22 protein-coding genes are annotated in these 23,674 nt (G+C 62.5%); 8 read left to right on the forward strand and 14 right to left on the reverse strand.

Annotated elements, in window-relative coordinates; translation table 11 throughout:
• The first annotated feature begins 22 nt into the window (after positions 1 to 22).
• The 4 genes from KW846_RS16910 to KW846_RS16925 are packed head-to-tail and all read left to right on the forward strand — an operon-like array spanning position 23 to position 4,264.
• Positions 23 to 1,075, forward strand: coding sequence for an agmatine/peptidylarginine deiminase (locus KW846_RS16910; RefSeq protein WP_218483585.1), 1,053 nt, complete (start codon positions 23 to 25; stop codon positions 1,073 to 1,075).
• A 4-nt stretch (positions 1,076 to 1,079) separates the two neighbouring features.
• On the forward strand, positions 1,080 to 1,988 hold the full coding sequence (aguB, locus tag KW846_RS16915; RefSeq protein ID WP_218483588.1) for an N-carbamoylputrescine amidase: 909 nt from the start codon (positions 1,080 to 1,082) through the stop codon (positions 1,986 to 1,988).
• A 1-nt stretch (position 1,989) separates the two neighbouring features.
• The gene (locus KW846_RS16920; RefSeq protein ID WP_218483590.1) at positions 1,990 to 3,090 is read left to right on the forward strand and encodes an extracellular solute-binding protein; all 1,101 of its coding nucleotides are present in this window, start codon (positions 1,990 to 1,992) and stop codon (positions 3,088 to 3,090) included.
• Positions 3,091 to 3,139: 49 nt separating this feature from the next.
• Positions 3,140 to 4,264: an agmatine/peptidylarginine deiminase gene (locus KW846_RS16925; protein WP_218483592.1), complete on the forward strand. Its 1,125-nt coding sequence runs from the start codon at positions 3,140 to 3,142 to the stop codon at positions 4,262 to 4,264.
• Between the two features lie 129 nt (positions 4,265 to 4,393).
• On the opposite strand, the gene KW846_RS16930 is transcribed toward KW846_RS16925, so the two are convergent.
• The 9 genes from KW846_RS16930 to KW846_RS16970 all read right to left on the reverse strand — a co-directional run bounded on the left by KW846_RS16930 (position 4,394) and on the right by KW846_RS16970 (position 14,203).
• Entirely contained in the window at positions 4,394 to 4,822 is a 429-nt protein-coding gene (locus KW846_RS16930) for a nuclear transport factor 2 family protein (RefSeq protein ID WP_218483594.1), read from the reverse strand.
• The gene (locus KW846_RS16935) at positions 4,815 to 5,558 is read right to left on the reverse strand and encodes an SGNH/GDSL hydrolase family protein (RefSeq protein WP_218483596.1); all 744 of its coding nucleotides are present in this window, start codon (positions 5,556 to 5,558) and stop codon (positions 4,815 to 4,817) included. Before KW846_RS16935 ends, KW846_RS16930 begins: the two co-directional genes overlap by 8 nt.
• 6 nt (positions 5,559 to 5,564) lie before the next feature.
• Positions 5,565 to 6,137 (reverse strand): chorismate mutase, encoded by a 573-nt coding sequence (locus KW846_RS16940; protein WP_218483598.1) that lies wholly within the window; start codon positions 6,135 to 6,137, stop codon positions 5,565 to 5,567.
• Between the two features lie 81 nt (positions 6,138 to 6,218).
• The gene (locus KW846_RS16945; protein WP_218483600.1) at positions 6,219 to 6,509 is read right to left on the reverse strand and encodes a hypothetical protein; all 291 of its coding nucleotides are present in this window, start codon (positions 6,507 to 6,509) and stop codon (positions 6,219 to 6,221) included.
• Positions 6,510 to 6,689: 180 nt separating this feature from the next.
• On the reverse strand, positions 6,690 to 8,252 hold the full coding sequence (locus tag KW846_RS16950) for an amino acid permease (protein WP_218483602.1): 1,563 nt from the start codon (positions 8,250 to 8,252) through the stop codon (positions 6,690 to 6,692).
• Positions 8,253 to 8,415: 163 nt separating this feature from the next.
• Positions 8,416 to 9,576 carry an iron-containing alcohol dehydrogenase gene (locus tag KW846_RS16955; protein ID WP_102673960.1) on the reverse strand — a complete coding sequence of 387 codons (1,161 nt, stop codon included), beginning with the start codon at positions 9,574 to 9,576 and terminating at the stop codon, positions 8,416 to 8,418.
• Positions 9,577 to 9,579: 3 nt separating this feature from the next.
• Positions 9,580 to 10,971, reverse strand: coding sequence for an aldehyde dehydrogenase family protein (locus KW846_RS16960; protein WP_218483604.1), 1,392 nt, complete (start codon positions 10,969 to 10,971; stop codon positions 9,580 to 9,582).
• Between the two features lie 7 nt (positions 10,972 to 10,978).
• Entirely contained in the window at positions 10,979 to 12,352 is a 1,374-nt protein-coding gene (locus KW846_RS16965; protein ID WP_218483606.1) for a glutamine synthetase family protein, read from the reverse strand.
• Between the two features lie 261 nt (positions 12,353 to 12,613).
• Entirely contained in the window at positions 12,614 to 14,203 is a 1,590-nt protein-coding gene (locus KW846_RS16970; protein ID WP_218483608.1) for a winged helix-turn-helix domain-containing tetratricopeptide repeat protein, read from the reverse strand.
• A gap of 245 nt (positions 14,204 to 14,448) precedes the next feature.
• Between KW846_RS16970 and KW846_RS16975 the strand changes: the two genes are divergently transcribed.
• The 4 genes from KW846_RS16975 to KW846_RS16990 all read left to right on the forward strand — a co-directional run bounded on the left by KW846_RS16975 (position 14,449) and on the right by KW846_RS16990 (position 18,405).
• Entirely contained in the window at positions 14,449 to 15,201 is a 753-nt protein-coding gene (locus tag KW846_RS16975) for an SDR family oxidoreductase (RefSeq protein ID WP_218483610.1), read from the forward strand.
• 44 nt (positions 15,202 to 15,245) lie between these two features.
• On the forward strand, positions 15,246 to 15,659 hold the full coding sequence (locus KW846_RS16980) for a cupin domain-containing protein (RefSeq protein ID WP_007979246.1): 414 nt from the start codon (positions 15,246 to 15,248) through the stop codon (positions 15,657 to 15,659).
• Between the two features lie 95 nt (positions 15,660 to 15,754).
• The gene (locus tag KW846_RS16985) at positions 15,755 to 16,840 is read left to right on the forward strand and encodes an HlyD family secretion protein (RefSeq protein WP_218483611.1); all 1,086 of its coding nucleotides are present in this window, start codon (positions 15,755 to 15,757) and stop codon (positions 16,838 to 16,840) included.
• Positions 16,837 to 18,405, forward strand: a complete 1,569-nt coding sequence (locus tag KW846_RS16990; protein WP_218483613.1) for a DHA2 family efflux MFS transporter permease subunit — start codon at positions 16,837 to 16,839, stop codon at positions 18,403 to 18,405. Before KW846_RS16985 ends, KW846_RS16990 begins: the two co-directional genes overlap by 4 nt.
• A gap of 69 nt (positions 18,406 to 18,474) precedes the next feature.
• Here KW846_RS16990 and KW846_RS16995 read toward each other — a convergent pair whose 3' ends face one another.
• The 5 genes from KW846_RS16995 to KW846_RS17015 all read right to left on the reverse strand — a co-directional run bounded on the left by KW846_RS16995 (position 18,475) and on the right by KW846_RS17015 (position 23,313).
• Entirely contained in the window at positions 18,475 to 18,915 is a 441-nt protein-coding gene (locus tag KW846_RS16995; protein WP_218483615.1) for a phage infection protein, read from the reverse strand.
• A gap of 289 nt (positions 18,916 to 19,204) precedes the next feature.
• Positions 19,205 to 19,897 (reverse strand): RES family NAD+ phosphorylase, encoded by a 693-nt coding sequence (locus tag KW846_RS17000; RefSeq protein WP_218483616.1) that lies wholly within the window; start codon positions 19,895 to 19,897, stop codon positions 19,205 to 19,207.
• Positions 19,891 to 20,295 carry an antitoxin Xre-like helix-turn-helix domain-containing protein gene (locus KW846_RS17005; protein WP_218483618.1) on the reverse strand — a complete coding sequence of 135 codons (405 nt, stop codon included), beginning with the start codon at positions 20,293 to 20,295 and terminating at the stop codon, positions 19,891 to 19,893. Before KW846_RS17005 ends, KW846_RS17000 begins: the two co-directional genes overlap by 7 nt.
• Before the next feature lie 121 nt (positions 20,296 to 20,416).
• Entirely contained in the window at positions 20,417 to 21,610 is a 1,194-nt protein-coding gene (locus tag KW846_RS17010; protein WP_218483620.1) for a Fic family protein, read from the reverse strand.
• A 206-nt stretch (positions 21,611 to 21,816) separates the two neighbouring features.
• Positions 21,817 to 23,313, reverse strand: coding sequence for a methyl-accepting chemotaxis protein (locus KW846_RS17015; protein WP_218483622.1), 1,497 nt, complete (start codon positions 23,311 to 23,313; stop codon positions 21,817 to 21,819).
• Positions 23,314 to 23,674: the final 361 nt, after the last annotated feature.

A 23,674-nucleotide genomic window follows, 5' to 3' on the forward strand; every position in this document is an offset into this window, starting at 1 on the left:
ACTTAACTCAGAGGTACTTGTCATGCAGCAGAACGGTATTCAAAACAGCGGTTGGACGATGCCGGCCGAATGGGTCACCCACGCCGCCACCTGGATGGTCTGGCCGCACAACAAGACCCTGTGGGAGTCAGGCTGGCGGGTGACGCTGCCCCAGGTTCAAGAGGACTTCGCCCGGGTGGCCAACGCCATCGCCCGATTCGAACCGGTGAAACTGGTGGTCGATCCTTCAGCGGTCGCCAGCGCCAAAGCCTTGTGCGGGCCGAACATCGAGTTGATCGAACTGGCGGTCAACGACAGCTGGTGCCGCGACTCCGGCCCGAGCTTCGTCTGCCACCCGCAGCAAGGCCTGGCCGGTGTGAGCTGGCGCTTCAATTCCTGGGGCGGCAAATCGGCCCACGATCTGGACGAAAGCCTGGCCCGCCGCGCGCTCAACCATCTGGGCCTGGAGTGTTTCGGCACGGCGCTGAGCAACGAGGGTGGCGCCATTCATGTGGACGGCGAGGGCACGCTGATCACCACCGAGTCGGTGCTGCTCAACCCTAACCGCAACCCGGGTGTGACCAAGGCCGAGATCGAAGAGATCTTCACCCGCCTGTTGGGCGTGAAGAAAACCATCTGGCTGCCGGGCGATCCGGACTACGTGACCGGTGACATGACCGACGGCCACGTCGACGGCGTGTGCGCCTTTGCCCGCCCTGGCGTGTTGCTGGTGGACGCCACCCACGACCAACAATCGGTGTACGCCGAAGTCGCCCGGGAGAATCGTCGTGCCCTTGAACTGGCCACCGATGCTCAAGGCCGCCAATTCGAGCTGATCGAACTCTATGAAGCCACCGATGCGGTGGACACCGAGGCCGAAGTGTTCTGCGCCTCCTACACCAATTTCTACATCGCCAACGGCGCGATCATCATGCCGGCCTACGGCATCGATGCCGACAAGGCCGCTGCCGAAGTGTTGGCACAGGCGTTCCCCTGCCGTGAAGTGGTGCCGGTGCGGATCAACCATCTGGCCCATGGTGGCGGCGGTGTGCATTGCATCACCCAGCAACAGCCGGCCTGGCCGGTGCGGGGTTGATGCCATGACACTGTTGACCATCGCCACCACGCAAATGCCCTGCACCTGGGACCTGAAAAATAACCTCGACCAGGCCGAGCAACTGGTCCGCGAGGCCGCGGCCAAGGGCGCGCAGGTCATCCTGCTGCAGGAGCTGTTCGCCACGCCGTACTTCTGCATCGAGCAACACCACAAACACCTGGCCCTGGCCGAGGAATATCGCGACAGCCACGTGCTCAAGCGCTTTGCCGCATTGGCCAAAGAGTTGGGCGTGGTGCTGCCGCTGAGCTGGTACGAGAAGGCCGGTAATGCCTACTTCAATTCGTTGAGCGTGGCCGACGCCGACGGGCGCCTGTTGGGCGTGTACCGCAAGACCCACATCCCCAACGCCATCGGCTATCAGGAGAAGGAATACTTCAGCCCCGGCGACAGCGGGTTCCGGGTCTGGGACACCGCGTTCGGGCGCATCGGCCTGGGCATCTGCTGGGACCAGTGGTTCCCCGAAACCGCCCGCTGCCTGGCCTTGATGGGCGCCGAAGTGCTGCTGTTCCCCACGGCCATCGGCTCGGAGCCTGGCTGCGCCGCCCTCGATTCACGCGATCACTGGCAGATGACCATGCGCGGACACGCCGCCGCCAACCTGTTGCCGGTGGTGGCGGCCAACCGTGTCGGCCGGGAAGCGGCGACCACCGACCCGACCCTGCAAATGAGCTTCTATGGCTCGTCGTTCATCTGCAATCACAAGGGCAAGTTGCTCGCCGAAGCCGACCGCGACAGCACCGGCGTGCTGGTCCACACCCTGGACCTGGCGGCCATGCGCGAAGACCGCCTGACCTGGGGCATCTACCGCGACCGCCGTCCGGACATGTACGGCGCCTTGCTGACCCAGGACGGTCGTCAGATCCACTCTCGCTGGGCAACCCAAGGGGTGTGACATGAATACGATCAACACGCTGTGCCTGGCCATGGGGCTGGCGCTGACCTGTGCGGTGCCTGCGTTGCATGCCGAGGAGAAAACCCTGCGGCTGTACAACTGGGCCGACTATTTTGCCGAGGACACTCTCAGCAAGTTCACCGCCGAAACCGGGATCAAGGTGATCTACGACGTCATGGACGGCAGTGAAACCCTGGAAGCCAAGATGCTTGCCGGCGGCAGCGGTTACGACCTGATCTTCCCCGGCGACACCGTGGCCGAACGCCTGGTGCGCGCCGGCAGCCTGCAACCCCTGGATCAGTCCAGAATCAGCGCCCTGAACGACGTCGAGCCGGGGTTGCAGAAGCTGCGCTCGCACTATGAGCATTCGAGCAACGCCACGGTTCCCTACACCTGGGGCACCATCGGCCTGACCTACAACGCCGAACAGGTCGCCCAGCGTGCGCCGGACGCACCGGTCAACAGCCTGGACATGCTGTTCAAGCCGGAGCTGGCGGCGAAGTTTGCCGATTGCGGCATCTCGATGATCGACTCGCCGGACGAAGTGCTGGCGGTGGTGCTCAACTACCTCGGCCGCGACCCGCGCAGCGGCAAACCGGCGGACCTGGCGGCGGCCAGTGAGTTGTTGATGAAGATGCGGCCGTACGTGCGCAAATTCCAGTCGCAACCGGTGACCGATCTGGTCAACGGCAACCTGTGCATGTCCCTCGGCTACAGCGGCGACATGACCCAGGCGCAGCGCACGGCCGACAGCGCCGGCAAGAAAACCACCTTCCACTACCGCATTCCCCGCGAAGGCACCACGGTGTGGATGGACACCATGGCCATTCCCGTCGACGCCCCGCACCCGGAATACGCCTACGCGTTCATCAACTTCGTGATGCGCCCGGAAAACATGGCGGCCATCAGCAACTTCACCGGCTATCCGACCTCCAACGCCAAGGCAAGGCCGGACGTCGATGCCGCGATGCGCAACAACCCGGACATCTACCTCGATGAAGCCACCTACGCGCGGTTGATTCCCGGCAAGGACATTCCCCAGGCCGACATGCGGGCACGCATGCGCACCTGGACCAAGTTCAAGACCGCTACGGTCAATTGATCACCGGCCGGCCCGCGGGCCGGCCAAACCCCGGATTTCAGGAAAACACATGCCGACACGTCGAACATTCATCAAGCAGGTATCGGTCATCGCCGGACTGGGCGCGGTGGCGTCCATGGGATTGGGCTTTGCCGCTCTGCCGGTGCGCGCGGCCGGCAAAGGCAACGGGTACATGCCCGATGAAGGTGAAAAACACCAGCGGGCCTTCATCGCCTTCGGGGCTCAGGCCGCGATCTGGGAGGACTTCACGCCCCACGTGCAAGACGCCCTTGGCCGGATCGCCCGCAGCATCGCCGAATACGAGCCGGTCACGGTGTTCTGTCGCCAGAGCGAACGGCGCCTGGCCGAAGCCAAATGCGGCAGCCACAACACCACCTTCGTGATCACCGAACTGGACGACATCTGGATGCGCGACATCGGCGCCAATTTTGTCGTCGATGACAACGGCAACCTCGGCGCCGTGGACTTCAACTTCAACGGCTGGGGCAACAAGCAGCAGCATGAGGACGATGCGCAATTGGCCGCCCAGGTCGCGCAAAACGCCAGGGCCGAGTACCAGCGCAGCGAACTGGTGGGCGAGGGCGGTGGCATCGAAGTGGATGGCCACGGCACCGGGATCATGACCGAAAGCAGCTGGATCAACCGCAATCGCAACCCCGACTGGAGCAAGGCCGAGGTCGAAGCGGAGCTGAAGGAACGCCTGGGCCTGCGCAAAATCATCTGGCTGCCGGGCATCAAGGGCAAGGACATCACCGACGCCCACGTCGACTTCTATGCGCGCTTCGTCAAGCCCGGGGTGGTGATCGCCAACCTCGACAACGACCCCGAGTCCTACGACTACAAGGTCACTCGCGCCCATCTGCAGATCCTGGAAAACGCCACGGATGCCGATGGCCGCAAATTGCAGGTGCATACCGTTTCGCCACCGCTCAACCCGCGCAACAGCCAGTTCAGCAAGGACAACCAGGACTTCGCCGCCGGCTACATCAACTACTTCGTGATCAACGGCGCGATCATTGCGCCGCAGTTCGGCGACAAACAAGCGGATGCCAAGGCCTTCGACCTGCTGTCCGAACTCTACGCGGACCGCAAGGTGGTGCAGCTCGATATCGACGCGATCTCCGCAGGCGGTGGCGGCATTCACTGCGTGACCAGTCACCAGCCGATGGTGTGATGATTTCAGGCTCTACACAAAACCTGTGGGAGCGGGCTTGCTCGCGAAAGCGGAGTGTCAGTCAACATCTCTATCGACTGGTTCACCGCCTTCGCGAGCAAGCCCGCTCCCACAGGGTAATTTGCTGAGTCAGGCTTTTGTGGCCTTCAGATAAGCACCGAGGCGCCGCCCCATTTCCTCACCCAACGCCTGCAAGCCACTCAGCGGCCGCACCATCACTTCAAACTCGACAATCCTGCCCTGTTCGTTGAAGCGGATCATGTCGATGCCCTTGAGCTCTTTCTCGCCGACCCTGGCGCTGAATTCGAGAATCACGTTCAAGCCATCCGCCGTCGCCAGCTCGCGGTGATAGGCAAAATCCTCGAACACAGTCATGACCGTGTTGAGGATCATCGACACCACCGGCGCCCCCGGATACGGCGTGTGCGCCATCGGCGAACGGAACACCGCCTGCGGATCGAGCAATTCGGGCAAGCCACTCAAATCGCGGTTGCCGATCATCGCGTGCCACTGCTTCAGGGACGCGGCGACATTGGGGTTCAGGTTCAGCTCAGACATCTTCAACTCCTGTTTTTATTGTTGTGGTGCGAAAGCGTTGATCGATAACCCTGGCGGCATCGTCGGCCCATTGACGATAAAGCATCGGCCCCGGATGAAAACCATCGCTGGCCATCAAGTCCGGTTCGGGCGCCAGCGGGGTGGTCAGCATCGTACATTGATCCACGCTGGCGGCCAGATCCGCAAGCCGTGCGTTGAAACGACGCGCCCTGAACCCCAGAAACCAGCGCAGCGGCTGCGGCAGGGCAGGAAACAGGTGCATCGGCGGAAGCGGCGACACCACAATCTGCTTCACCGCGAATGTGTCGCACAACAACGCCATCAATCGCTGTTGCCGAGCGAGCCACTGATCCAGGGTGAGCGAACTGGTGACATCGTTGACGCCAATCGACAACAGCGCCACATCGAACGGCTCGGGGGCGTGTTGTTCGAGCAGCTCCAGCAACCCTTGCGAATCCAGACCGGTGCGCGCCCAGAGTTTCCACGACACCCGGTAATCCTCGGCCAGGCGCTCCACCAACCGACCGCTGAGCGCCTCACCTTGAGTCGCCGCCCCCACCCCCGCCGCGGCGCTGTCGCCGACAATCAACAACCGCAGAACCTCGCCGCTACCGGCCTCGCCCTGGCGTTCACCTTCGGCCTCCGGCAACCTGGGCGTCACCCGTCGTGTGTACAGGCCCTGCATCAGCAACACCGGGCCGAGGAGGATTTTGGCGAGGGTTTCAACCCGGCTCATATGACGTTATCGCCCCGCAATACACAGCTCCCCGGTCGCACGAATCATCGCCTGGCCATGCAGGTAATCCTTGATCAGTGCGGAGCGTTCGGTGGCCAGCCATTGCGGGCAGTTCGGGTCTTTGCGGTAGGGCAGGAACGCGGCGTACTGCGTGAGCAGCAGGTTCTGCAGCTTGTCGAGTTTGGGCCGGATGTCGTTGTTGAGGTCCGGTCGTGGCGTGTCCGGTGCCTTGTGCGCCGCTTGCCATTGTGCGAGCCGGCCGTATTGCAGCAGTTTGCTGGCTTCGATCTGGGCAGCGATCAGGTCGGCGACATCGTTGGGGTCGAGCTTGCGCTGGTCCGCCTGCTGGCGCGCGTTGGCGATGACTTGCGCTTCCCGGGCATTGTCCTGGACAGGTTTGCCGCTGTCCCACTTGGTCAGCGCCACCAGCTCGCTGATGTTCAAGCGCTCGTTCATCGTCGCCAGCAAGGGTTGCAGGGCATCGGGTGCCGGGGGCGTCGTGCCGGCCTGGGCAGCGCCAGCGAACCAACCGAGCAGGGCGCAGGCCAGCCAGTGCGAAAGGCGTGGGGAACGGGGCATGGGCGGAATCTCCTTGGACGCAAAAATCACTCCGGCTTGTGTATCACAAGTGCGGCCAGGGAACGATAGCTTGCCAATGATTCAGGCCAGCAACCGCTCAATCTGCGCCAGTTCCCAGGTGCTGAGCAAACTCACCGGGTCGGTGCCGAAGCGCTGCCCGCTGTCGAACGCATACTCGCGGCCATCGGGGCATTGGCCGTGCAGGCAGTGGCGCAAGTGGCCGGCGTCGACGTCGAGCAACAGGCGCCAGCCGTCGATGTCGACCCGAACATGACTGGACTCGCAAGCGTCGTCGACTCGCTGGAACGTGCGAATACCCTGGGCGGCATCGCGCAACGGCTGGTAAACCTCGCGGGCGGTGAGGGCGGGCACAGGTGTCTCCGGGATGAAATCGGGGGAGGCACAGGATAAATCATCAGCGTGCATAAAAGCCCGGACCCTGTAGGAGCGAGCTTGCTCGCGATGGTCGTTAACGATAACGCGGGTTTACTGGCTAAACGCGGCGCTCTTGAGTCCATCGCGAGCAAGCTCGCTCCTACAGTGATTGTGCTATCAGCTTCCGGCTTGTTTATTCAACGCCGCTTCCGCCGCGGCGATTTCAGCCTGGCGCTTGACGATCATGTCGCCCACCGGTGGCCCCTGGAAGCGCCGGGCTTCAAAACCGAACCAGACGATGGCGGTCAGGACCAGGAAGCCGATAGTGATGTACAGCGCCCAATCGTTCGGTGGCTGGATGCCGATGACGAATATGATGATCATCGACAGGATCGAGAGGATGGCGAACACCGAGTACCAGAATCGCCCCATGTTCCATGGCCCCATGGTCGGCCACTTCGACGTCCCGTAGGTAAACAGGCCGAGCACGATGGGGATGGCGAAGGAGAAGAACAGGAAGATCACCGTGCAGGACACCACGATCGTGTAGACCGGCGTTGCCCCGACCGAGATCACCGACGAGCCCCAGTCGAACAGGACGGCAAGGGTGGCACCGGTCCAGATGGCCGCCACCGGGCTGCGAAAGGTCGGCGAGACCGAGGCCAGGGCTTTGGAGCAGGGCAGGCCACCGTCCCGGGAGAAGGCGAAGATCATGCGCGAAACCGAGGTGACGGTGGCCAGCCCGCAGAGCACCTGCGAGATGAAAATCGCCACATAGAGCACCAGTTTCAAGGTCGAGTTGACCTGGGTGTTCATGGCCCAGAAAAACACGTTCCAGCCTTGCTTGGCCGCCTCGTCCATGTTCGGCAGCATCAGCACGAACGCGCTCAGCATCAGCCAGCCGAACAGCAGCGACCAGACCACCGACATGACCATGCCGCGCGGCACCGACATGGCCGCGTTGCGGGTTTCCTCGGAGGTATGCGCCGAGGCGTCGTAGCCGGTGATGGTGTAGATCGGCAGCAGCAGGCCGAGCATGAACACCCAGCCGTTGGAGACCTGCGGCCAGACGCTGCCGCCCGCTTCGCCGGAATAGTTGCCGAAGGTCCACAGCCGCGCGAATTCATAGCTGGGTGCCGAGATCAGGCAGACGATGGTCAGCGCCAGCGCCGTGGCGAAGATCAGGTAGCCGGAGAAGTCGGTGAGCTTGGCCGTCAGGCCGATACCCAAGTGGTTGCACAAGGCCTGAAGGCCCGTGAGGATTGCCAGGAAAATCACCCTGACCGTGGTCGTGTCCTCCATGCCCAGTGCCGGTCCGAAGGCACCGAAAAAGAAGTAATAGGTCCCGACGTTGATCGCGCCCAGCACCGTGACCAGCCCCAGCAGGTTGAACCACGCGGTCAGCCAGCCGGTGAAGCGGTTACCGAGGATCGAGCCCCAGTGGTACAGGCCGCCGGCGGTGGGGTAGGCCGAGGAAATCTGCGCCATGGCCATGGCGAACACCCCGGAGATCAGGCAGCCGATCGGCCAGCCGATCCCGATGGATATGCCACCGGCGCCCGAGGTGCCCTGGGCCAGTGAGTTGATGCCACCGGAGAGGATGCAGATGATCGAAAAGGAAATGGCGAAGTTGGAGAAAACACCCATTCGTCGTGAGAGTTGCTGGGCGTAGCCCATGCTGTGCAGCACCTTGACGTCCTCGTCATGCGCGTCGGTGCCCGGCTGGCTTGTTGGGTTCATTGTTGTGTGCCCCTTTGCAGGTGTTGGACAGGCCGAACTGAGCCGCCGTAGGCTCGACCTTGGTTTTCTGTAGGAGCGAGCCTGCTCGCGATGGACGTCAACGATGACGCGGGGAGCCTGACACCCCGCGTCATCCACACGTCCATCGCGAGCAGGCTCGCTCCTACAGACGGCCGTGAAGTGCCGCGTCGAAAATCTTTGCCACGCCGTCCCGGGTCAAAGGCAGCGGGTTGCCACCTGCCGAGGGGTCGACAATCGCCATGTCCGCGATCAGGTCGGCCTGCCGGTCATCCACGCCCAGTTCAACCAGGGTATGGGGCACGCCGATGTCCTTGCGCAACTTGAGGACGAAGGCCAGGAAACTGTCGAACCCCGGCGAGGGCAGGCGCAGGTACGCCGCCAGGCGGGTGATGCGCTCCTCGATGGCCGTGCGATTGAATTGCAGGACATAGGGCATGAAGGTGGCATTGGTCATGCCGTGATGGGTGTCATACAGCGCACCCACCGGATGGGAGAGCGCATGCATCCCGCCCAGGCCTTTCTGGAATGCCGTGGCGCCCATGGCCGCCGCCGCGAGCATTTGCGCGCGCGCCTCGAGGTCCGACGGCGTGTGTACCGCTTTCACCAGGGCGTTGGCCACCAGGCGCATGCCTTCCACCGCAATACCATCGGCCAGGGGATGAAAGCCGGGGGCGCAGTACGCTTCCAGGCAATGGGATAACGCGTCCATGCCCGTGCCCGCGGTGACCTTGGCGGGCATGCCGACGGTGAGGGCCGGGTCACTGATGACCACCCGTGGCATCATTTTCGGGTGGAAGATGATGCGTTTGGTGTGGGTGCGCTCGTCGATGATCACCGCCGCACGACCGACCTCCGAACCGGTCCCCGCCGTGGTCGGCACGGCAATGACCGGGGCGATGCGGCTGTCGTCGGCGCGGGTCCAGTAGTCGCCAATGTCTTCGAAGTCCCAGACCGGGCGGGTCTGGCCGCTCATGAAGGCAATCAGCTTGCCCATGTCCAGGCCACTGCCGCCGCCGAATGCGATCACACCGTCATGTTTGCCGGCACGCCAGGCGTCGAGCCCGCCGGCCAGGTTGGCTTCCACCGGATTAGGCTTGAGGTCACAGAACAGCGCCACACCCAAGCCGGCGGCGCGCAGTGCGTCCAGTGCCGCCGTGGTGATCGGCGCGCGCGCCAGGCCGCTGTCGGTGACCAGCAAGGGTCGCTCGATACCCTGGCTGCGACAGACGTCGGCCAGCTCGGCGATGCGCCCGACGCCGAATCGAACGCTCGTGGGGTAGTTCCAGTTTCCAGTCAGGTTCATGGTCTACACCTCGTGACGCAGATGAAAGGATTTGGCTCGGGTCAGGTGCTCGTAGCCCAGTAGCGACAGGGTGACGCCGCGCCCGCTGTTCTTCACGCCGGTCCAGGCCAGCGCCGGGTCCAGGTAATCGCAGCGGTTCATGAGCAGCGTGCCGGTGGCGATCTGGTTGCCCAGGCGTTCGGCCGCTGCGAGGTCCCGGGTCCAGATGGACGCGCTGAGCCCGAACTCACTGTCGTTCATCAAGGCAATGGCCTCGTCATCGCTGGCCACCGGCATGATGCCGACCACCGGACCAAAGCTTTCGTCGCGCATGACCGACATTTGATGGCTGACATCGACCAGGACCTGCGGTGCGAGGTAGGCGCTGCCCGGCACGTCGGCGCTGAAGGCCTGCGGATCGATCAGCGCCGTCGCGCCCTGGGCCAACGCTTCGGCGATCTGGCCACGAACGAAAAATGCGGCGCCCGGTGTCACCATCGGACCGAGGGTGGTGGCTTCGTCCAGCGGGTTGCCCAGCAAGTACTGGCGGGTCAGTTCGGCGAAGCGCTCGACAAACACCGGGAAGATTTTCTGGTCGACGTAGATGCGTTCCACGGCGCAGCAACTCTGCCCGGAATTGAAGAAACTGCCGTCCACCAGGTTTTCCACCGCATGCTCGAGGTTGGCGTCAGCCCGCACGTAGGCCGGATCCTTGCCGCCGAGCTCCAGGCCCACGCCGATGAAGCGTCCCGTGGCGGCGCTTTCCATGGCCTTGCCGGCATCGACTGAACCGGTGAAATTGACCTGCTGTACCCGGCCCGAATCAATGATCGCGGCGGTCTGCCGATGATCGAGCAGTAGGTTGTGGAACAGGCCATCCGGCAGGTTGGCGCGGCGCATGGCCTCGGCGAAACGTTCGCCCACCAGCAGGGTTTGCGATGCATGCTTGAGGATCACGCTGTTGCCGGCCATCAACGCCGGGATGATCGTGTTCACCGCCGTCAAATAGGGGTAGTTCCACGGCGCGACCACCAGCACCGTGCCCAGCGGCTCGCGCTTGATGTAGCGTCGAAAACCCGCCACAGGCTCCGGCTCTACAGCGGCCAGCGCTTGCGGCGCGATGGCGATCATGTGTCGGGCGCGTTCGGCAAAACCGCGCAGTTCGCCGGCGCCATAGCGCACCGGGCGACCCATCTGCCAGGCCAGTTCCGGCACGATGTCCGCCTGCATCGACAACATCGCGTCCACTGCGGCGCTGCACAATGCTGCGCGTTCGCTCAGTGAGCGGCGTTGCCATGCCGCCTGTGCGCTGGCAGCGGCGGTCAGCGCCTGCTCGACCTGCGCCGCATCGGCCATCTCTCGTTCGACGTACACCCGGCCATCGACCGGGGAGATCAATTGCACCTTCGAAGTCATGATGTTCTCAATAGCGCTCAAAGCCGCGCTGCAGTTCCCAGTCGGTGATTCGCCGGTCGTACTCTTTCTGTTCCCACTCGGCGGTGTGCACGTAATGGTCGACCACCTCATCGCCGAACGCCTCGCGCAACATGCCGGAGGCCTTGAGGGCGGCGCTCGCATCGCGCAGGGTCTTGGACACCTCCGGCAAATGCTCGTCCTGGTAGGCATCCCCTTCGAATGGCGGCACGAGATCGAGCTTTTCGTCGATACCGGCCAGGCCCGCCGCGATCAACGCGGCGAAGGCCAGATAGGGGTTGAGGTCGGCGCCGCCGATGCGGCATTCGATGCGGATGGACTTGCTGCCTTCGGCACACAAGCGAAAGCCGGCGGTGCGATTGTCGCGGCTCCACACCGCCCGCGTCGGCGCAAAGGTGCCGGCCTGGAAGCGCTTGTAGGAGTTGATATAGGGCGCGAGAAAGCAGGTGATGTCGTTGGCGTACTTGAGCTGCCCGGCGACCCAGGCACGCATCAGTTTCGACATGCCGAACTCGGATTTCGCGTCGAAGAACAGCGGCTTCTTGGCATTCTTGTCCCACAGCGAATTATGGATGTGACTACTGGAACCGGCAGCGTCGTAGCGCCACTTGGCCATGAAGGTGATCGCCTTGCCCTGCAACTGCGCGATCTCTTTGCAGGCGTGCTTGATGATGACGTGGTGGTCGGCCATGGTCATGGCATCGGCGTAGCGGATGTTGATCTCTTCCTGGCCCGGGCCCCATTCGCCCTTGGAGTTTTCCACGGGAATGCCCGAGGCCTGCAAATGCTTGCGAATCGCCCGCAGCACCGGCTCTTCGCGGGTGGTCTGGAGGATGTTGTAGTCTTCGATGTAATGGCCGGCGGTTTTCGGTTTGTGATAGTTGCGCTTGTGGATCGCCTCGTAGCTCTCATCGAACAGATAGAACTCGAGCTCCGAGGCAAACATGCCGGTATAGCCGCGCTCGCGCAGGCGCTCGACCTGCTTTTTCAGAATCGCCCGCGGGCTGTGGGGCAGGTCCTGGCGATGGTGATGATCGAGCACGTCGCACAGCACCAGTGCCGTGCACTCAAGCCAGGGTACGCGGCGCAGGGTGGACATGTCGGGCTTGAGCACAAAATCGCCGTAGCCCTTGCTCCAACTGGCCGCGGCGTAACCCGGCACCGGCTCCATGTCGATGTCGTCGGCCAACAGGTAGTTGCAGCAATGGGTTTCTTCGTGGCCGCTGTCGATGAAAAACTCGACCTGGAAGCGCTTGCCGACCAGGCGTCCCTGCATGTCGACCATGCAGACCAGCACGGTGTCGATTTCGCCGGCGGCAGCGGCGCGTTTGAGTGCATCAAAGCTGAGGAGGGGCTCGGTCATCACGGCAATCCTGCGTGAAAGGTTTTGGCCAGTCTGAGATCGCTGTTGCAGACGCTCTCCAGAAACACCCAAAACCTGCAGAACCGAGCATCATGAGCAACGAGTTGCTCAAAGCTTAGACTACCGTAGCAATGTGCAACTATTGTAGGAGCGAGCTTGCTCGCGATGGACTTGAGGACACCGCGTTTAATCAGGTAACCCGCGTCATCGTTGACGACCATCGCGAGCAGGCTCGCTCCTACAGGTCAAGGTGGGGCGCGTTTACTCCGGCAATCCCGCCAGGCGCAATCCCTCGACGAAACGGGCGAAATCCTCAGGCCGTTGAATGGGCAGCCAGTCCTTGAGGGCGCACAGGCGCAAAGAAGGATCCAGCGCTAGCAGGCGTTGCATCGCCAGATTCGCTTTGTCCATTCGACCACCGAGCGCGTGGCTGGCCGCCACCAGTGCCGCGGCGACCAGCAGGCTGGGCAGGTTGCCCAGTGCCTTGTCCGCCCAGGCCGCAGCGGCATCGAAGTGCCCGGCGAAGAAATGCGCGAGCGCCATGCCGACCTGCATCCTGAACATTTCCGGGTCCAGCGGGCTCAAGCGAACGGCATGGTTCAAATGCTCGATGGCCGCGTCCGTTTCACCGCGCAGCGCCCGCAGGATGCCGCCCAGAAACCAGGCGGGGGCGAGGTTGGGGTTGAGCAGGCGCGCCCGGTCGAGCAGTGCAATGCCGCCGTCGACTTCGCCGGCGAGGTGGGCCAGCGCATGTCCGCCCCGGGTCAATGCGACGGCATCATCGCGGCCGAGGGTCACCGCCTGCCGCGCCAGCCGTATGCCCTCGGCAATTTCTGCAGGCCGATCGCTCATCCAGCCATTGAGCTTGCGCCAGAAGTGGCACCAGGCGGCCATGCCATAGGCCGAGGCAAATTCCCCATCGAGCTCGATGGCCTGGTAGAACATCGGCAGCGCCTGCTCGATGGCTTCCCGGCCGCCGCTGTGCAGTTTGGCCATGCCCCGCAGGTAGTAGTCGTAGGCGTCCAGGCTATCCGTCGGCTTGCGCTTGGCGCGTTCGATCTCTGCCCGCTCCAGTTGCGGCGCGATCGCGCCGACGACGCTTTCGGTGATTTGGTCCTGCAGCTCGAAGATATCGTCCAGCAAGCCTTCGAAGCGCTCGGCCCAGAGGTGCGTACCGCTTGTCGCATCGATCAGTTGCCCGGTAATACGCAGCTTGTTCCCGCTCTTGCGCACGCTGCCTTCGAGCACGTAGCGCACGCCCAGCGCTTGGCCAACGCCCCGGGCGTCCACCGTCTGGCCCTTGTAGGTGAAGCTCGAATTGCGCGCAATGACGAACAGCCAGCGAAGGCGCGACAGGGCGGCGATGATGTCCTCCACGACACCGTCGGCGAAGTATTCCTGCTCCGGATCGCCGCTCAGGTTCTGGAAGGGCAGGACGGTGATCGAGGGTTTTTCCGGCAGGGCCAGCGCAGGGGAGGGGGTTGGCTTGGGGGCGGCGGTCGGGCGTTCATCGCTCTCGGGCTGTCGTGCTTGCCCGGTCGAGTCGCCGTTGATCCGGCCAACGAAGCGGTAGCCTTTGCGGGCGACGGTGCGCACCAGGCGCTGCTCCTCACCGGTATCGCCGATGGCCTTGCGCACGGCATTGATGTGGCTGGTGATGGTTGATTCCGAAACGATCCGGTCGCCCCACACTGCCTTGAGCAGTTCGTCCTTGCTGACGACGCGGTCGGGATTGTTGACGAACAGCAGCAACAGGTCGAAGACCTGCGGTCCGACGGCCACGACTTGCCCGCGCAGGGTCAGCTCCCGGCGTTCCTGATCGAGTACGTAGTCTTCAAAACTGAATGGCAAGTCGGGCATCCCCTGGCGAAGCGCCCTCAACTCCGTGTCCCAGGCGGCTGATTGGTAACTGGGAAGGATGATACGGCAGCTCGACAGCCGCTGCACCGTCGGCGGCAAGGAAGGCTGGACGACCGTCAGTGGCCTTGGACAAAAATCCAAGCGCTCTCCAAGGTAAACCCAAGGACTTGCCTGGCGCGTGCAGGCAATCTCTCTACACCGACGCAATGGTTGCAGTCGACAAGTGGAGAACAGTCATGAAGATCGTCGTCATCGGAGGCTCCGGCCTCATCGGATCGAAACTTGTGAACACCCTTCGCGAGCACGGCCATGATGCGCTCGCCGCCAGCCCCAGCACGGGCGTGAACAGCATCACCCGCGAAGGCCTGGCCGCAGCGATGGATGGTGCTGACGTGGTGGTCGACGTGGCGAACGCGCCGTCGTGGGAGGACCAGGCCGTTCTCGATTTCTTCCAGACCTCCAGCCGTAACCTGCTGGCCGCCGAAGCGGCTGCCGGGGTTCGTCATCACGTGGCCCTGTCGATTGTCGGCAGCGAACGGCTTCCCGATACCGGTTATTTCCGGGCCAAGGTCGCGCAGGAGGCCCTTATCAAGGCGTCCAGCATTCCCTACAGCATTGTGCGTGCCACGCAGTTCTCTGAGTTTGCCGGCGGCATTGTCCAGTCGTTCGCCGTTGGCGATGAGATTCATGCGTCGCCGGCGCTGATCCAGCCGATAGCGTCCGACGACGTGGTAGCGGCGCTGGCCGATGTCGTGCTGGCAGCACCGCTCAATGGCACGGTTGAAGTGGGCGGCCCGGAAACCATGCCGATCGACGACCTGGCCAGGCGCTATCTGCGAGCCACCCAGGACAGCCGCAAGGTCGTGCCGGATGTGCATGCCCGTTACTTCGGCGCCGTGCTCGACGATCAATCGCTGGTCACCGGCAAGAACGCACGCCTGGGGGCGATTCGCTTCGACGACTGGCTGGCCCGGTCGACAGCGCAGTAACGCATCGCACCCTTACATTTCCCTACCCATCCAGGAGAAATCCCATGGTTACCCGATTGCTAATGGCTGCTGTCTTCGCAGCGCTCTCGATCAGCGCCGCCTCGGCCGCCGAGCCGCCTCCCGGCAAGGTCACGGTGGTGTTCGACCGTCCCATTCCCAACATCCCCGGCAAGAGTATGAGGGGGGTGGTCGTCGAGTATGGGCCGGGTGCCGCGTCGCCGGCCCACACCCATCCGAAAACGGCCTTCATCTATGCGACGGTGCTGGAAGGCTCGTTTCGCATCCAGGTCAAAGGCCAGCCGGAAAAGATCTACAAGGTCGGCGAAAACTTCGTAGAGGAGCCGGGTTCCGTGCACCTGGTCAGCGCCAACGCCAGTGACACCCAACCGGCACGCCTGTTGGCGGTGTTCGTCCTCGACACCGAGGAAAAGGTGCTCGTCACCCCGATCAAACAGTGAGCCGATCAACCCGCTCATCAAGGCTCGACAGCCGGGCGGCAGACCCTGCCGCCCCGTGGCTGCCTGGCTCTTGGCACTGAACAGGATATGAAAAAATGAACTCGCTCCAGGACAAGGCCGCCATTGCCACCGCAACGCCGGTGGTCGTGGTGCGGCGCAGCCAGCGCAAGACCATCGGCCTGTTGCTGTGTGTCGCGGCCGTGATGGTCGTGGCGGTTTGGGGCGCCATGGCGTTTACCCGTGGCGTGACCTCGACCGACAACGCCTATGTCCGCGGCGACGTCACCTCGCTGGCCGCCAAGGTCGCCGGCTATGTCACGGCGCTAGAGGTCGAGGACAATCAGACCGTGCGCGCGGGTGATGTGCTGTTTCGTATCGATGACCGCGACTATCGCGCCAGACTCGCACAAGCCGAGGCCAATGTCAGCGCCGCCCGGGCGAACCTGACCCATGTCGACGCGCAGATCCGGCTTCAGCATGCGCTGATCAGGCAGGCTGAAGCGCAAAGGCGCTCGGCCACCGCCGACATGAGCCTGGCGGCCAAGACCCACGACCGCAGCCGCAAACTGATCGTCAGCAATGCCGTGAGTCAGGCACTGGTCGATGAAACCGGCACGGCACAATCCAGAGCCGTGGCGTCGGTATCGGCCGCTTCGGCAACGGTCGAGGCCCAACAGCAACGCATCAGTGTGTTTGTCGCGCAAAGAGAGGCGGCCGTGGCAGCGGTGGCCCAGGCTGAAGCGGCCCGTGATCTCGCTCGGATCGATCTCGATCACACCGTGGTGCATGCGCCTGTGGATGGCGTGGTCGGCAATCGTCAGGTTCGCCTCGGCCGCTTCGTCACGCCGGGTGTCGCCTTGCTCGATATCGTGCCGGTCAACGATGTGTGGGTCGTGGCCAATTTCAAGGAAACCCAGCTCGAACAGATTCGCCCTGGTCAGCCCGTGCGCGTCACGGTCGATGGCTATCCCGATGCGGCACTGGCTGGCGTGGTCGACAGTTTTGCACCGGGCAGTGGCTCGGCGTTCAGCCTGCTGCCGCCCGACAACGCTACCGGGAACTTCGTGCGTGTCGTACAGCGCGTTCCGGTGAAGATCCGTCTGGCTGACAATCCGCTGCCGGGGCGCATCGTGCCGGGGCTGTCCGCGCGGGTAGAGGTTGCACAAGGGGCCGGCTCATGAGTCGCGTCAGGCCGACGACCGGCGTGCTGCTGATCGCGGGCATCGTCCTGGCCGCGTTGACCGAAGCGATCGCCAGCACCGTGCTCGCCCTTGGACGCAGCGACATCATCGGCGACACCTATGCCACACCTGACGAGTTCGCCTGGCTGGATGTCGGCTACATCGCCCTCAAGCTGATCGGGTTCATGCTTGCCCCTTGGCTGATGCAGCGGTTTTCTCCACGCAACGTGCTCATCGGCGCCACCCTGGTCATGGGCCTGGCGTGCTGCGTGGCTGCCGTCAGCGCCTGGCTGGAGCTGCTGATCGCATTGCGCATCCTGCAAGGCTTCGCCGGCGGCGCTTTGCTGGTGGCGGGCCAGGCGATGATCTTTCGCGGTTATCCGCGCGCCCTTCAGCCGATCCTGCAAGCCCTGTTCGCCATGGCGGCCGTGGTCGCGTCCGCGACCCTCGCACCGGCCCTGCAAGGGTGGTTGATCGACAGCCAGTCCTGGACCTGGATTTTCTTCAGTGTGGTGCCGCTGGCTTTGGCCGCGAGCGGGCTCTTGCTCATCGCCGACCACCCAGTGCCCGCCAGGGGCCGGCAACTTTCGTTTGACTGGCTCGGATTCTCGTTGCTCTGTGCGGCCCTGTTCTGTTTCACCTACGTGCTCAGCCAGGGCAGCCGCTGGGACTGGTTCGAGGAACCGCGCATCCTGGTACTGACGGTGCTCGGTGCCGCCGCGCTGCTGGGCTTTCTCGGCCAACAGGTCCTGGCCGACGGCCAGGGTCTGCTTGACTGCAGCCTGTTCAAATCGAGCGATTTCACCTTTGCCTTTATCGTCAGTTTCGTCGCCGGTGCCGCGCTGTTCGGCAGCGCCTACCTGATCCCGGCGTTCGCCCTGTCGGTACTCGCCTTCACACCGACCGATGCCGGCCTGCTTCTATTGCCCAGCGGCGGTTTTTTTGTCGGTTCGCTGCTCATCGCCGCCTGGTTGTTCCAGGTCCGCCGCGTGCCGCCGGTGGCGACCGTGCCCTTGGGCATCTTGTTGATCATGGCGGCGATGTGGATGCTGTCCGGCTCCACCAGCGAAAGTGGCAGCGACGACATGATGGCGGCCATCCTGCTGCGCGGCCTGGGCCTGGGCTTCCTGTTTCTGTCGATCACACTGATCGCCTTCACCCACCTCAACAGCCGCAACCTGGCCAGCGGCATAGGCCTGTTCAACACAGGGCGCCAGCTGGGTGGCCTGATGGGCGTCGCCGGGTTGCAGACCCTGATCGAGCATCATGCCGTCACCAACGGCGCGGTCCTCGGCACCTACGTCACTCCGGGTGGGCACGCGCTCATCGAGCGGCTGACGACCACAACCGCGATGCTGGCGGGGAAGGGCATGGACCCGGTGACCGCCGGCCGGGCAGCCACCAGTCTGCTGGGCAAGGCGGTGTCGGGTCAGGCCACCGTGATTGCCTTCGACACGGCGTTCTTCGCCGTGGCCCTGCTGTTCGTCTTTGCCGCGCCCATCCTGGTGGGTATCAAGATTGGCCTGGCGCGCTATGCGAAAGCGCATGAACAACGGACGAATTGATCACCTGCACGAAAAAGCCCGGCGGTTGAGGCCGGGCTTATCGTTGAGTCCTGCGGTAAAGCACTGCATTCAGACAGCGCGGCTTTCGATCAGACGATCCGAACCGCCTTCAGCGACGCGGTTCTGCAGCAGTTTGTCGGAACCGCCTTCAGCGACGCGGTTCTGCAGCAGTTTGTCGGAACCGCCTTCGGCAACGCGGTTCTGCAGCAGTTTGTCGGAACCGCCTTCAGCGACGCGGTTTTGCAGGAGTTTGTCGGAACCGCCTTCAGCGACGCGGTTTTGCAGCAGTTTGTCGGAACCGCCTTCGGCAACACGTTTTTCCAGCAGGCGATCCGAACCGCCTTCGGCCACACGATTCTCAATCAAGCGATCGGAACCACCTTCAGCCACACGGCTTTCAATCAGACGATCCGAGCCGCCTTCAGCGACCACAGGTTGGGCAGAAGTTGCGGCGAAAGCGTTAACTGCGAAAACCGAGAAAGCGATGCTGAGGAGGGTCTGGCGTTTCATGATGGTGTGCTCCGGGGTGCTGATGGGTTGGTATGGAGCAGATGTTACGCCGGGGATTTTTTAAGAGAACTTCATTGAACTGATGGTGACTATCGATGCAGTCAATGGATCGAACACCGCACATACAAGCACCGCTTTTTGTGGCGAGGGGGCTTGCCCCCGTTCGGCCGCGAAGCGGTCGCAAGAGAGGAAAATGCGTTCTGTCAGGAAAAACACCGTCGTTGATCTCAGGCCCGCTGCGCGGTCCAACGGGGGCAAGCCCCCTCGCCACAGGGTCATCGCAAGGCAATCAGGCTTCGCTGATCTGGCTGACGCTGGTGATCTGCCCATTCCACACCATCTCGTAATGCGCCGTCTGCACAATCGACGAGACTGGCCTCGGCGTCATCAACGCCCAGCAATGACTGCCTGGCATTCGCACCGAGCGATAACGCAAACCGGGACAGCCGGCGTCCCGCACCGCCCGCCCCAGCACGCGGGAACGGCTGTAATCGTCCGACGCATACACCGGATCGATCAGTGGCAGGGCGGTGGCGTCCTTCATCCCGCCATCGCCAAAGGCACAGGCCAACCCGCGAAACACAAACCGCTCATAGTTCAGGCTCGGCACCTTCGACCAATACAGCGCCTGGTGATGCCGCACTTCGGCCAGCGCCGTTTCCATCGAGTCCGCCAGGTACAACACCCCGAAACTGCCGTCACTGAAGCGCGACCCCGCCGGATTGACATGGGTAAACGGCGCAATGGCGTAAGAGCACCCGGCAATCCCGAACGGGATCTCTTTGCGCGCAATCAACTCCAGCTGACCCACTTCATTCTTCAACCGCGGATTGGTCAACGCCTGAATCTCGAACAGCACCTCAAACTCATCCGCATCCGCGACGTCATCAAACAACGCAATCGGCGGAAACTTCGAATTGACCAAGCGATAAGCCTGCAACGACTGACCGGCAAACACCGCCAGCTCACTCGCCATCACCATTGCGCACCCCGCAACATGTCGATGCGGCGGAAGGTTTCATACAGCGCAATCATGTCGCCCTGGGCCATGATCTCCAACGGGCTGCGGCCATTGAAAAACTCGTTGTCGTTGGCCATCGAGGCAAAGCCGTACACGTTGTCCGGGTTGTCGAACACCAGGCGTAGCGTGGCGTGAATGTTCAGCACAAAGCTGATGCGCTGCATCTGGTCCGCATCCAGTGCCACAGCCCAGTCCGGGTCACGCTGACGGGCGCGGGTGTAGGTGCTGCGGGAAATGCGCAGGATGCGACAGGCCTGGTCAGTGCTGGCCTGCCACTTTTCCAGAATGCTCACGGCGGCGCGCAGGCCGGTGACGCATTGGTTTTTTGTGAAGGATTGGGCTTGGGCGGGGACGGCCATGTTCGTGTCCTTTTTTGCATCTATAGATTCAAATGTAGATTTAATGAGTCTGTAGAGCAATGTTCGTGCGACAGGTGGCCTTGGCGTGCCTCTGCATCAGGGCCGCTATCTTGCTGAGGCGCTACTGAAAACGTCGATGCAAGTCTGGAAAGACATCCTGGGCAAACCAGGCGGGCAGGCCGGGGGTCACGATTCTGGATTTCGGTGTTCGACTTTCTACCAGGCCGACTTTTACAAGCCTGGATAACTCGTCGATTGCCGGGCGCGGCGTCAGGCCGGTGAACGTCTTGATTTCATTGCGCGGCAAGCTGCCCTGGGTGATTAGCGCGATGATCGCGGGTGCACTTTCCGGACGGATACCTTGCTGTAGAAGTTTCTCGTTGTAGCGAAATGCGCGTATGACACGCTCACGCAGGCGGGATGGGTCCACTGCGGCAATCATGTAGTCGACCTGGTCGTGACAAACCTGCAGCATGAACTCAATGAATTCGAAATAACGTCGCTGGGACAATTGACCCCGTCCGTCCAAATCACCTTCTCGTGCGCGGTCGGCCATGGTCAGGGCGCTGTAGTAATCCTGATGCCGTCGAGCAAGGCCGCGTGACAGTGACCAGAGGGTTGGCTCCAGCCCCAGATGTACCAACTGCAAATGAGTGATCAGGCGCGCAACCCGACCATTCCCGTCGGTAAAGGGGTGAACCCAGGCGAGCCGATGGTGGTAGGCAAGCGAAGAAATCAGCTGGCGGCGAGGGTCCGTCTGCCGGCCAAACCCTGACTGAAGGTGTCGCAGCATCGCCTCGACAACTGAAGCGTCCGGCGCATCATGATTGCCGACGATCACGGTTTGCCCCGTGACCGACCGAAGTATGCCGGGCTGCATGATTGAGCCATCTGACAATGTACGTTCTGCGTCACTGGCGCCGCGAAAAAGCCGGTTATGCGCAGCGCTCACGAACTCGGGTGCGAACATGTCGCCCCAGGTAAAGGGGCCTCGCTGGCGCAACGTCCGCTCAAACAAGGCTTGCACCGCCATTTGTTCAACCGCCAGGCTTTTGAGCCGCTTGCGATCTTTGACCGGCGCCGTTTGTGCTTTCTGCATATCGGCAGGCTCGGTGTATTGCCCCTCGATCAGGTTCGAGTAGTACGTATTGGTGATTTGCAGGAGACGGCCGAGTCGTGCGGCGGTTTCAGGCGGTAGTCGCCCGGCTAGAAACTGGGTCTTTCTGAGCAATGCATCGGCAAGATCAATGATCGATGGAGGCAGTAATTCTGGAAGAACCGGGTCCAGCCAGGATTTTGATGTGATTAAGGACATGGCAGTTCGTTTCGTCAGAGTTATCTTCACATTTTATTTCACATGGGTAATCGTTTAATAAGCCTTATTTTGTTGGGTTTTGTGTGGAAATGTGAGGGTTATTAATTGATCTGTCTTCACATTTTATTTCACAAACTTATTTGAAAAACTCCAGAATTCGGAAGTGCCGATCGCTATCGAGTACAAATTGGGCACCCACGGCTCCATCACTGATGAAACGTGCGCCCCAACGCATCCAGCCGAGTCGCAATAGGCGGCAAGCGCCGACTGCTCGACGCCAGCATCTGCACATCATCCGCCGTGTTCTGCGCGATGCTCTGCACCGACTGCAAGCGCCCGACAATCTCGACGCTCGCCGTGGATTGTTCGCGGGTCGTCGTGAAAATTCGCCCATTGAGTTCATCGATCTGTGAGATGTCGCTGCCGATGGCCTGCAACATCGCCGCCGCCAACTGACTGTCCTCGACGCAGCGCTCCACGCCTTCACGGCTGTCCTGCATGGCCTCCACGGCTTTGCGGCTGCCTTGCTGCAGGGCCTCGATAATCGTCCTGATTTCCTTGGTCGACACCGCCGTGCGCTGCGCCAGGCTGCGCACTTCATCGGCCACCACCGCAAAGCCGCGGCCTTGCTCGCCGGCACGCGCCGCTTCAATCGCCGCGTTGAGGGCCAGCAAGTTGGTCTGCTCGGCAATGCTGCTGATCACTTCCAGCACCGTACCGATCTGCTGTGCCTGCCCGGCCAGCACCTGCACGGTCTGGTTGGTGCCTTCCAGGCGCGAAGCCAGCTGGGTGATTTCCTGCCGCGCGCGGTTCACGCTTTCCTGTCCGCGGGTGATCTGCACACTGGCCTGGCCGGCATGCTCAACGGCATGCTCGACCTGCACCACGATGTGCTCCATCGCATCGCCCATGCGCTGCATCGACCCTGTCATCTGCGCGATTTCCGTCAGCTGATGTTTGGCGCCTTTCTCCAGCGTGTTGCTGGCCTTGGCCAACTCCTGGCCCAACTGACCCAAACCGTTGGAGTCACGCACCACCCCGTCCACCAACGCGGTGATCTGCATCAGGAACTGATCGAAGCGCTGCGCCAGCGACACATGCGCCCGTGCCTTGTCACCCTTGCCGGGATCGGTTGTCAGCTGCGAAGTCGCGGCGAGCATCTTGTCCAGCATGTCCTGGCTCTCTACCGCATCCGCCTGGCTGTGCACCGCCAGATAGAGCAACGCGACCGTCTCCATCACCACATAAAAGGCGTGAACGAACACCATCGTCCAGCCACCGTGATGCGCCATCACATACACCGGAAAACCCTGGTGCTGCAGCACATGGAACACCACGTGATGCAGCGCAATCGTCACCGCCGCCACCAGAATCGGCAGCCAGTCGCGATAAAACGTGAGCACCGCCAACAACGCAAAAATCCCGAAGTGCGACTCAATGACCCCCTCGGCCTGATTGATGTGCAACGCCGCCATCACCATCAAGCCTGTGCCGAGCAAACAACGCATCAACCGCGAGCCGCCGATGGCGCGATACAACAGCGTCAACAACAGGCTGGTACCGCCACCCACCAGCAGCGCCTGCTTGAAGGTGTCGTGCCAGAACGCCAGGCCCACCGCGAAAGCGAACATCAGCCAGATCAGGCCCAGCATGATGCGGTCGGCTTTGCGGTAGTGGTCGAGGAAGCGAGGGGGGAAGGGCATGTACGCTGACTCCATGTAATCGAACCGGGAAGAAGCTGGGGTTGGACTGATACCGGAAGACAAGCCTGTTATCGCTTGAACCATGAGGTAAATCGATGCCGCCATGGTCGAGGTGTAGTTGAGAAATCCTGAGGAGTGTAGCCGTTTGCCATCATTCTTGGATGGGCTGGCGGGGCAGAGGGGAACAATGTCAGATTTAGAGGCAAGGAATGCCGAATTGGCGGGGATAGGGGCGCATGCAGGGACGCGCTGGAGCCTTTGACGAGGCCGATATCGGTCTATGCAGTCACTCGTCACAAGCAGTGATCGGCTGCGGACTCAACCGCTCGATACATTCAGAAAGTGGCGATTTTTCCTGGCC

This window comes from Pseudomonas sp. PDM32 (genome assembly GCF_019219225.1).
In the GTDB taxonomy this organism is placed as follows: Bacteria; Pseudomonadota; Gammaproteobacteria; order Pseudomonadales; family Pseudomonadaceae; genus Aquipseudomonas; species Aquipseudomonas laurylsulfatiphila.

Bases quoted from the DNA above. Each gene is read 5' to 3' on its own strand.
- KW846_RS16910 (WP_218483585.1), top strand. From the start codon at position 23: ATGCAGCAGAACGGTATTCAAAACAGCGGTTGGACGATGCCGGCCGAA.
- aguB (WP_218483588.1), top strand. From the start codon at position 1,080: ATGACACTGTTGACCATCGCCACCACGCAAATGCCCTGCACCTGGGAC.
- KW846_RS16920 (WP_218483590.1), top strand. From the start codon at position 1,990: ATGAATACGATCAACACGCTGTGCCTGGCCATGGGGCTGGCGCTGACC.
- KW846_RS16925 (WP_218483592.1), top strand. From the start codon at position 3,140: ATGCCGACACGTCGAACATTCATCAAGCAGGTATCGGTCATCGCCGGA.
- KW846_RS16930 (WP_218483594.1), bottom strand. From the start codon at position 4,822: ATGTCTGAGCTGAACCTGAACCCCAATGTCGCCGCGTCCCTGAAGCAG.
- KW846_RS16935 (WP_218483596.1), bottom strand. From the start codon at position 5,558: ATGAGCCGGGTTGAAACCCTCGCCAAAATCCTCCTCGGCCCGGTGTTG.
- KW846_RS16940 (WP_218483598.1), bottom strand. From the start codon at position 6,137: ATGCCCCGTTCCCCACGCCTTTCGCACTGGCTGGCCTGCGCCCTGCTC.
- KW846_RS16950 (WP_218483602.1), bottom strand. From the start codon at position 8,252: ATGAACCCAACAAGCCAGCCGGGCACCGACGCGCATGACGAGGACGTC.
- KW846_RS16955 (WP_102673960.1), bottom strand. From the start codon at position 9,576: ATGAACCTGACTGGAAACTGGAACTACCCCACGAGCGTTCGATTCGGC.
- KW846_RS16960 (WP_218483604.1), bottom strand. From the start codon at position 10,971: ATGACTTCGAAGGTGCAATTGATCTCCCCGGTCGATGGCCGGGTGTAC.
- KW846_RS16965 (WP_218483606.1), bottom strand. From the start codon at position 12,352: ATGACCGAGCCCCTCCTCAGCTTTGATGCACTCAAACGCGCCGCTGCC.
- KW846_RS16975 (WP_218483610.1), top strand. From the start codon at position 14,449: ATGAAGATCGTCGTCATCGGAGGCTCCGGCCTCATCGGATCGAAACTT.
- KW846_RS16980 (WP_007979246.1), top strand. From the start codon at position 15,246: ATGGTTACCCGATTGCTAATGGCTGCTGTCTTCGCAGCGCTCTCGATC.
- KW846_RS16985 (WP_218483611.1), top strand. From the start codon at position 15,755: ATGAACTCGCTCCAGGACAAGGCCGCCATTGCCACCGCAACGCCGGTG.
- KW846_RS16990 (WP_218483613.1), top strand. From the start codon at position 16,837: ATGAGTCGCGTCAGGCCGACGACCGGCGTGCTGCTGATCGCGGGCATC.
- KW846_RS16995 (WP_218483615.1), bottom strand. From the start codon at position 18,915: ATGAAACGCCAGACCCTCCTCAGCATCGCTTTCTCGGTTTTCGCAGTT.
- KW846_RS17000 (WP_218483616.1), bottom strand. From the start codon at position 19,897: ATGGTGATGGCGAGTGAGCTGGCGGTGTTTGCCGGTCAGTCGTTGCAG.
- KW846_RS17005 (WP_218483618.1), bottom strand. From the start codon at position 20,295: ATGGCCGTCCCCGCCCAAGCCCAATCCTTCACAAAAAACCAATGCGTC.
- KW846_RS17010 (WP_218483620.1), bottom strand. From the start codon at position 21,610: ATGTCCTTAATCACATCAAAATCCTGGCTGGACCCGGTTCTTCCAGAA.
- KW846_RS17015 (WP_218483622.1), bottom strand. From the start codon at position 23,313: ATGCCCTTCCCCCCTCGCTTCCTCGACCACTACCGCAAAGCCGACCGC.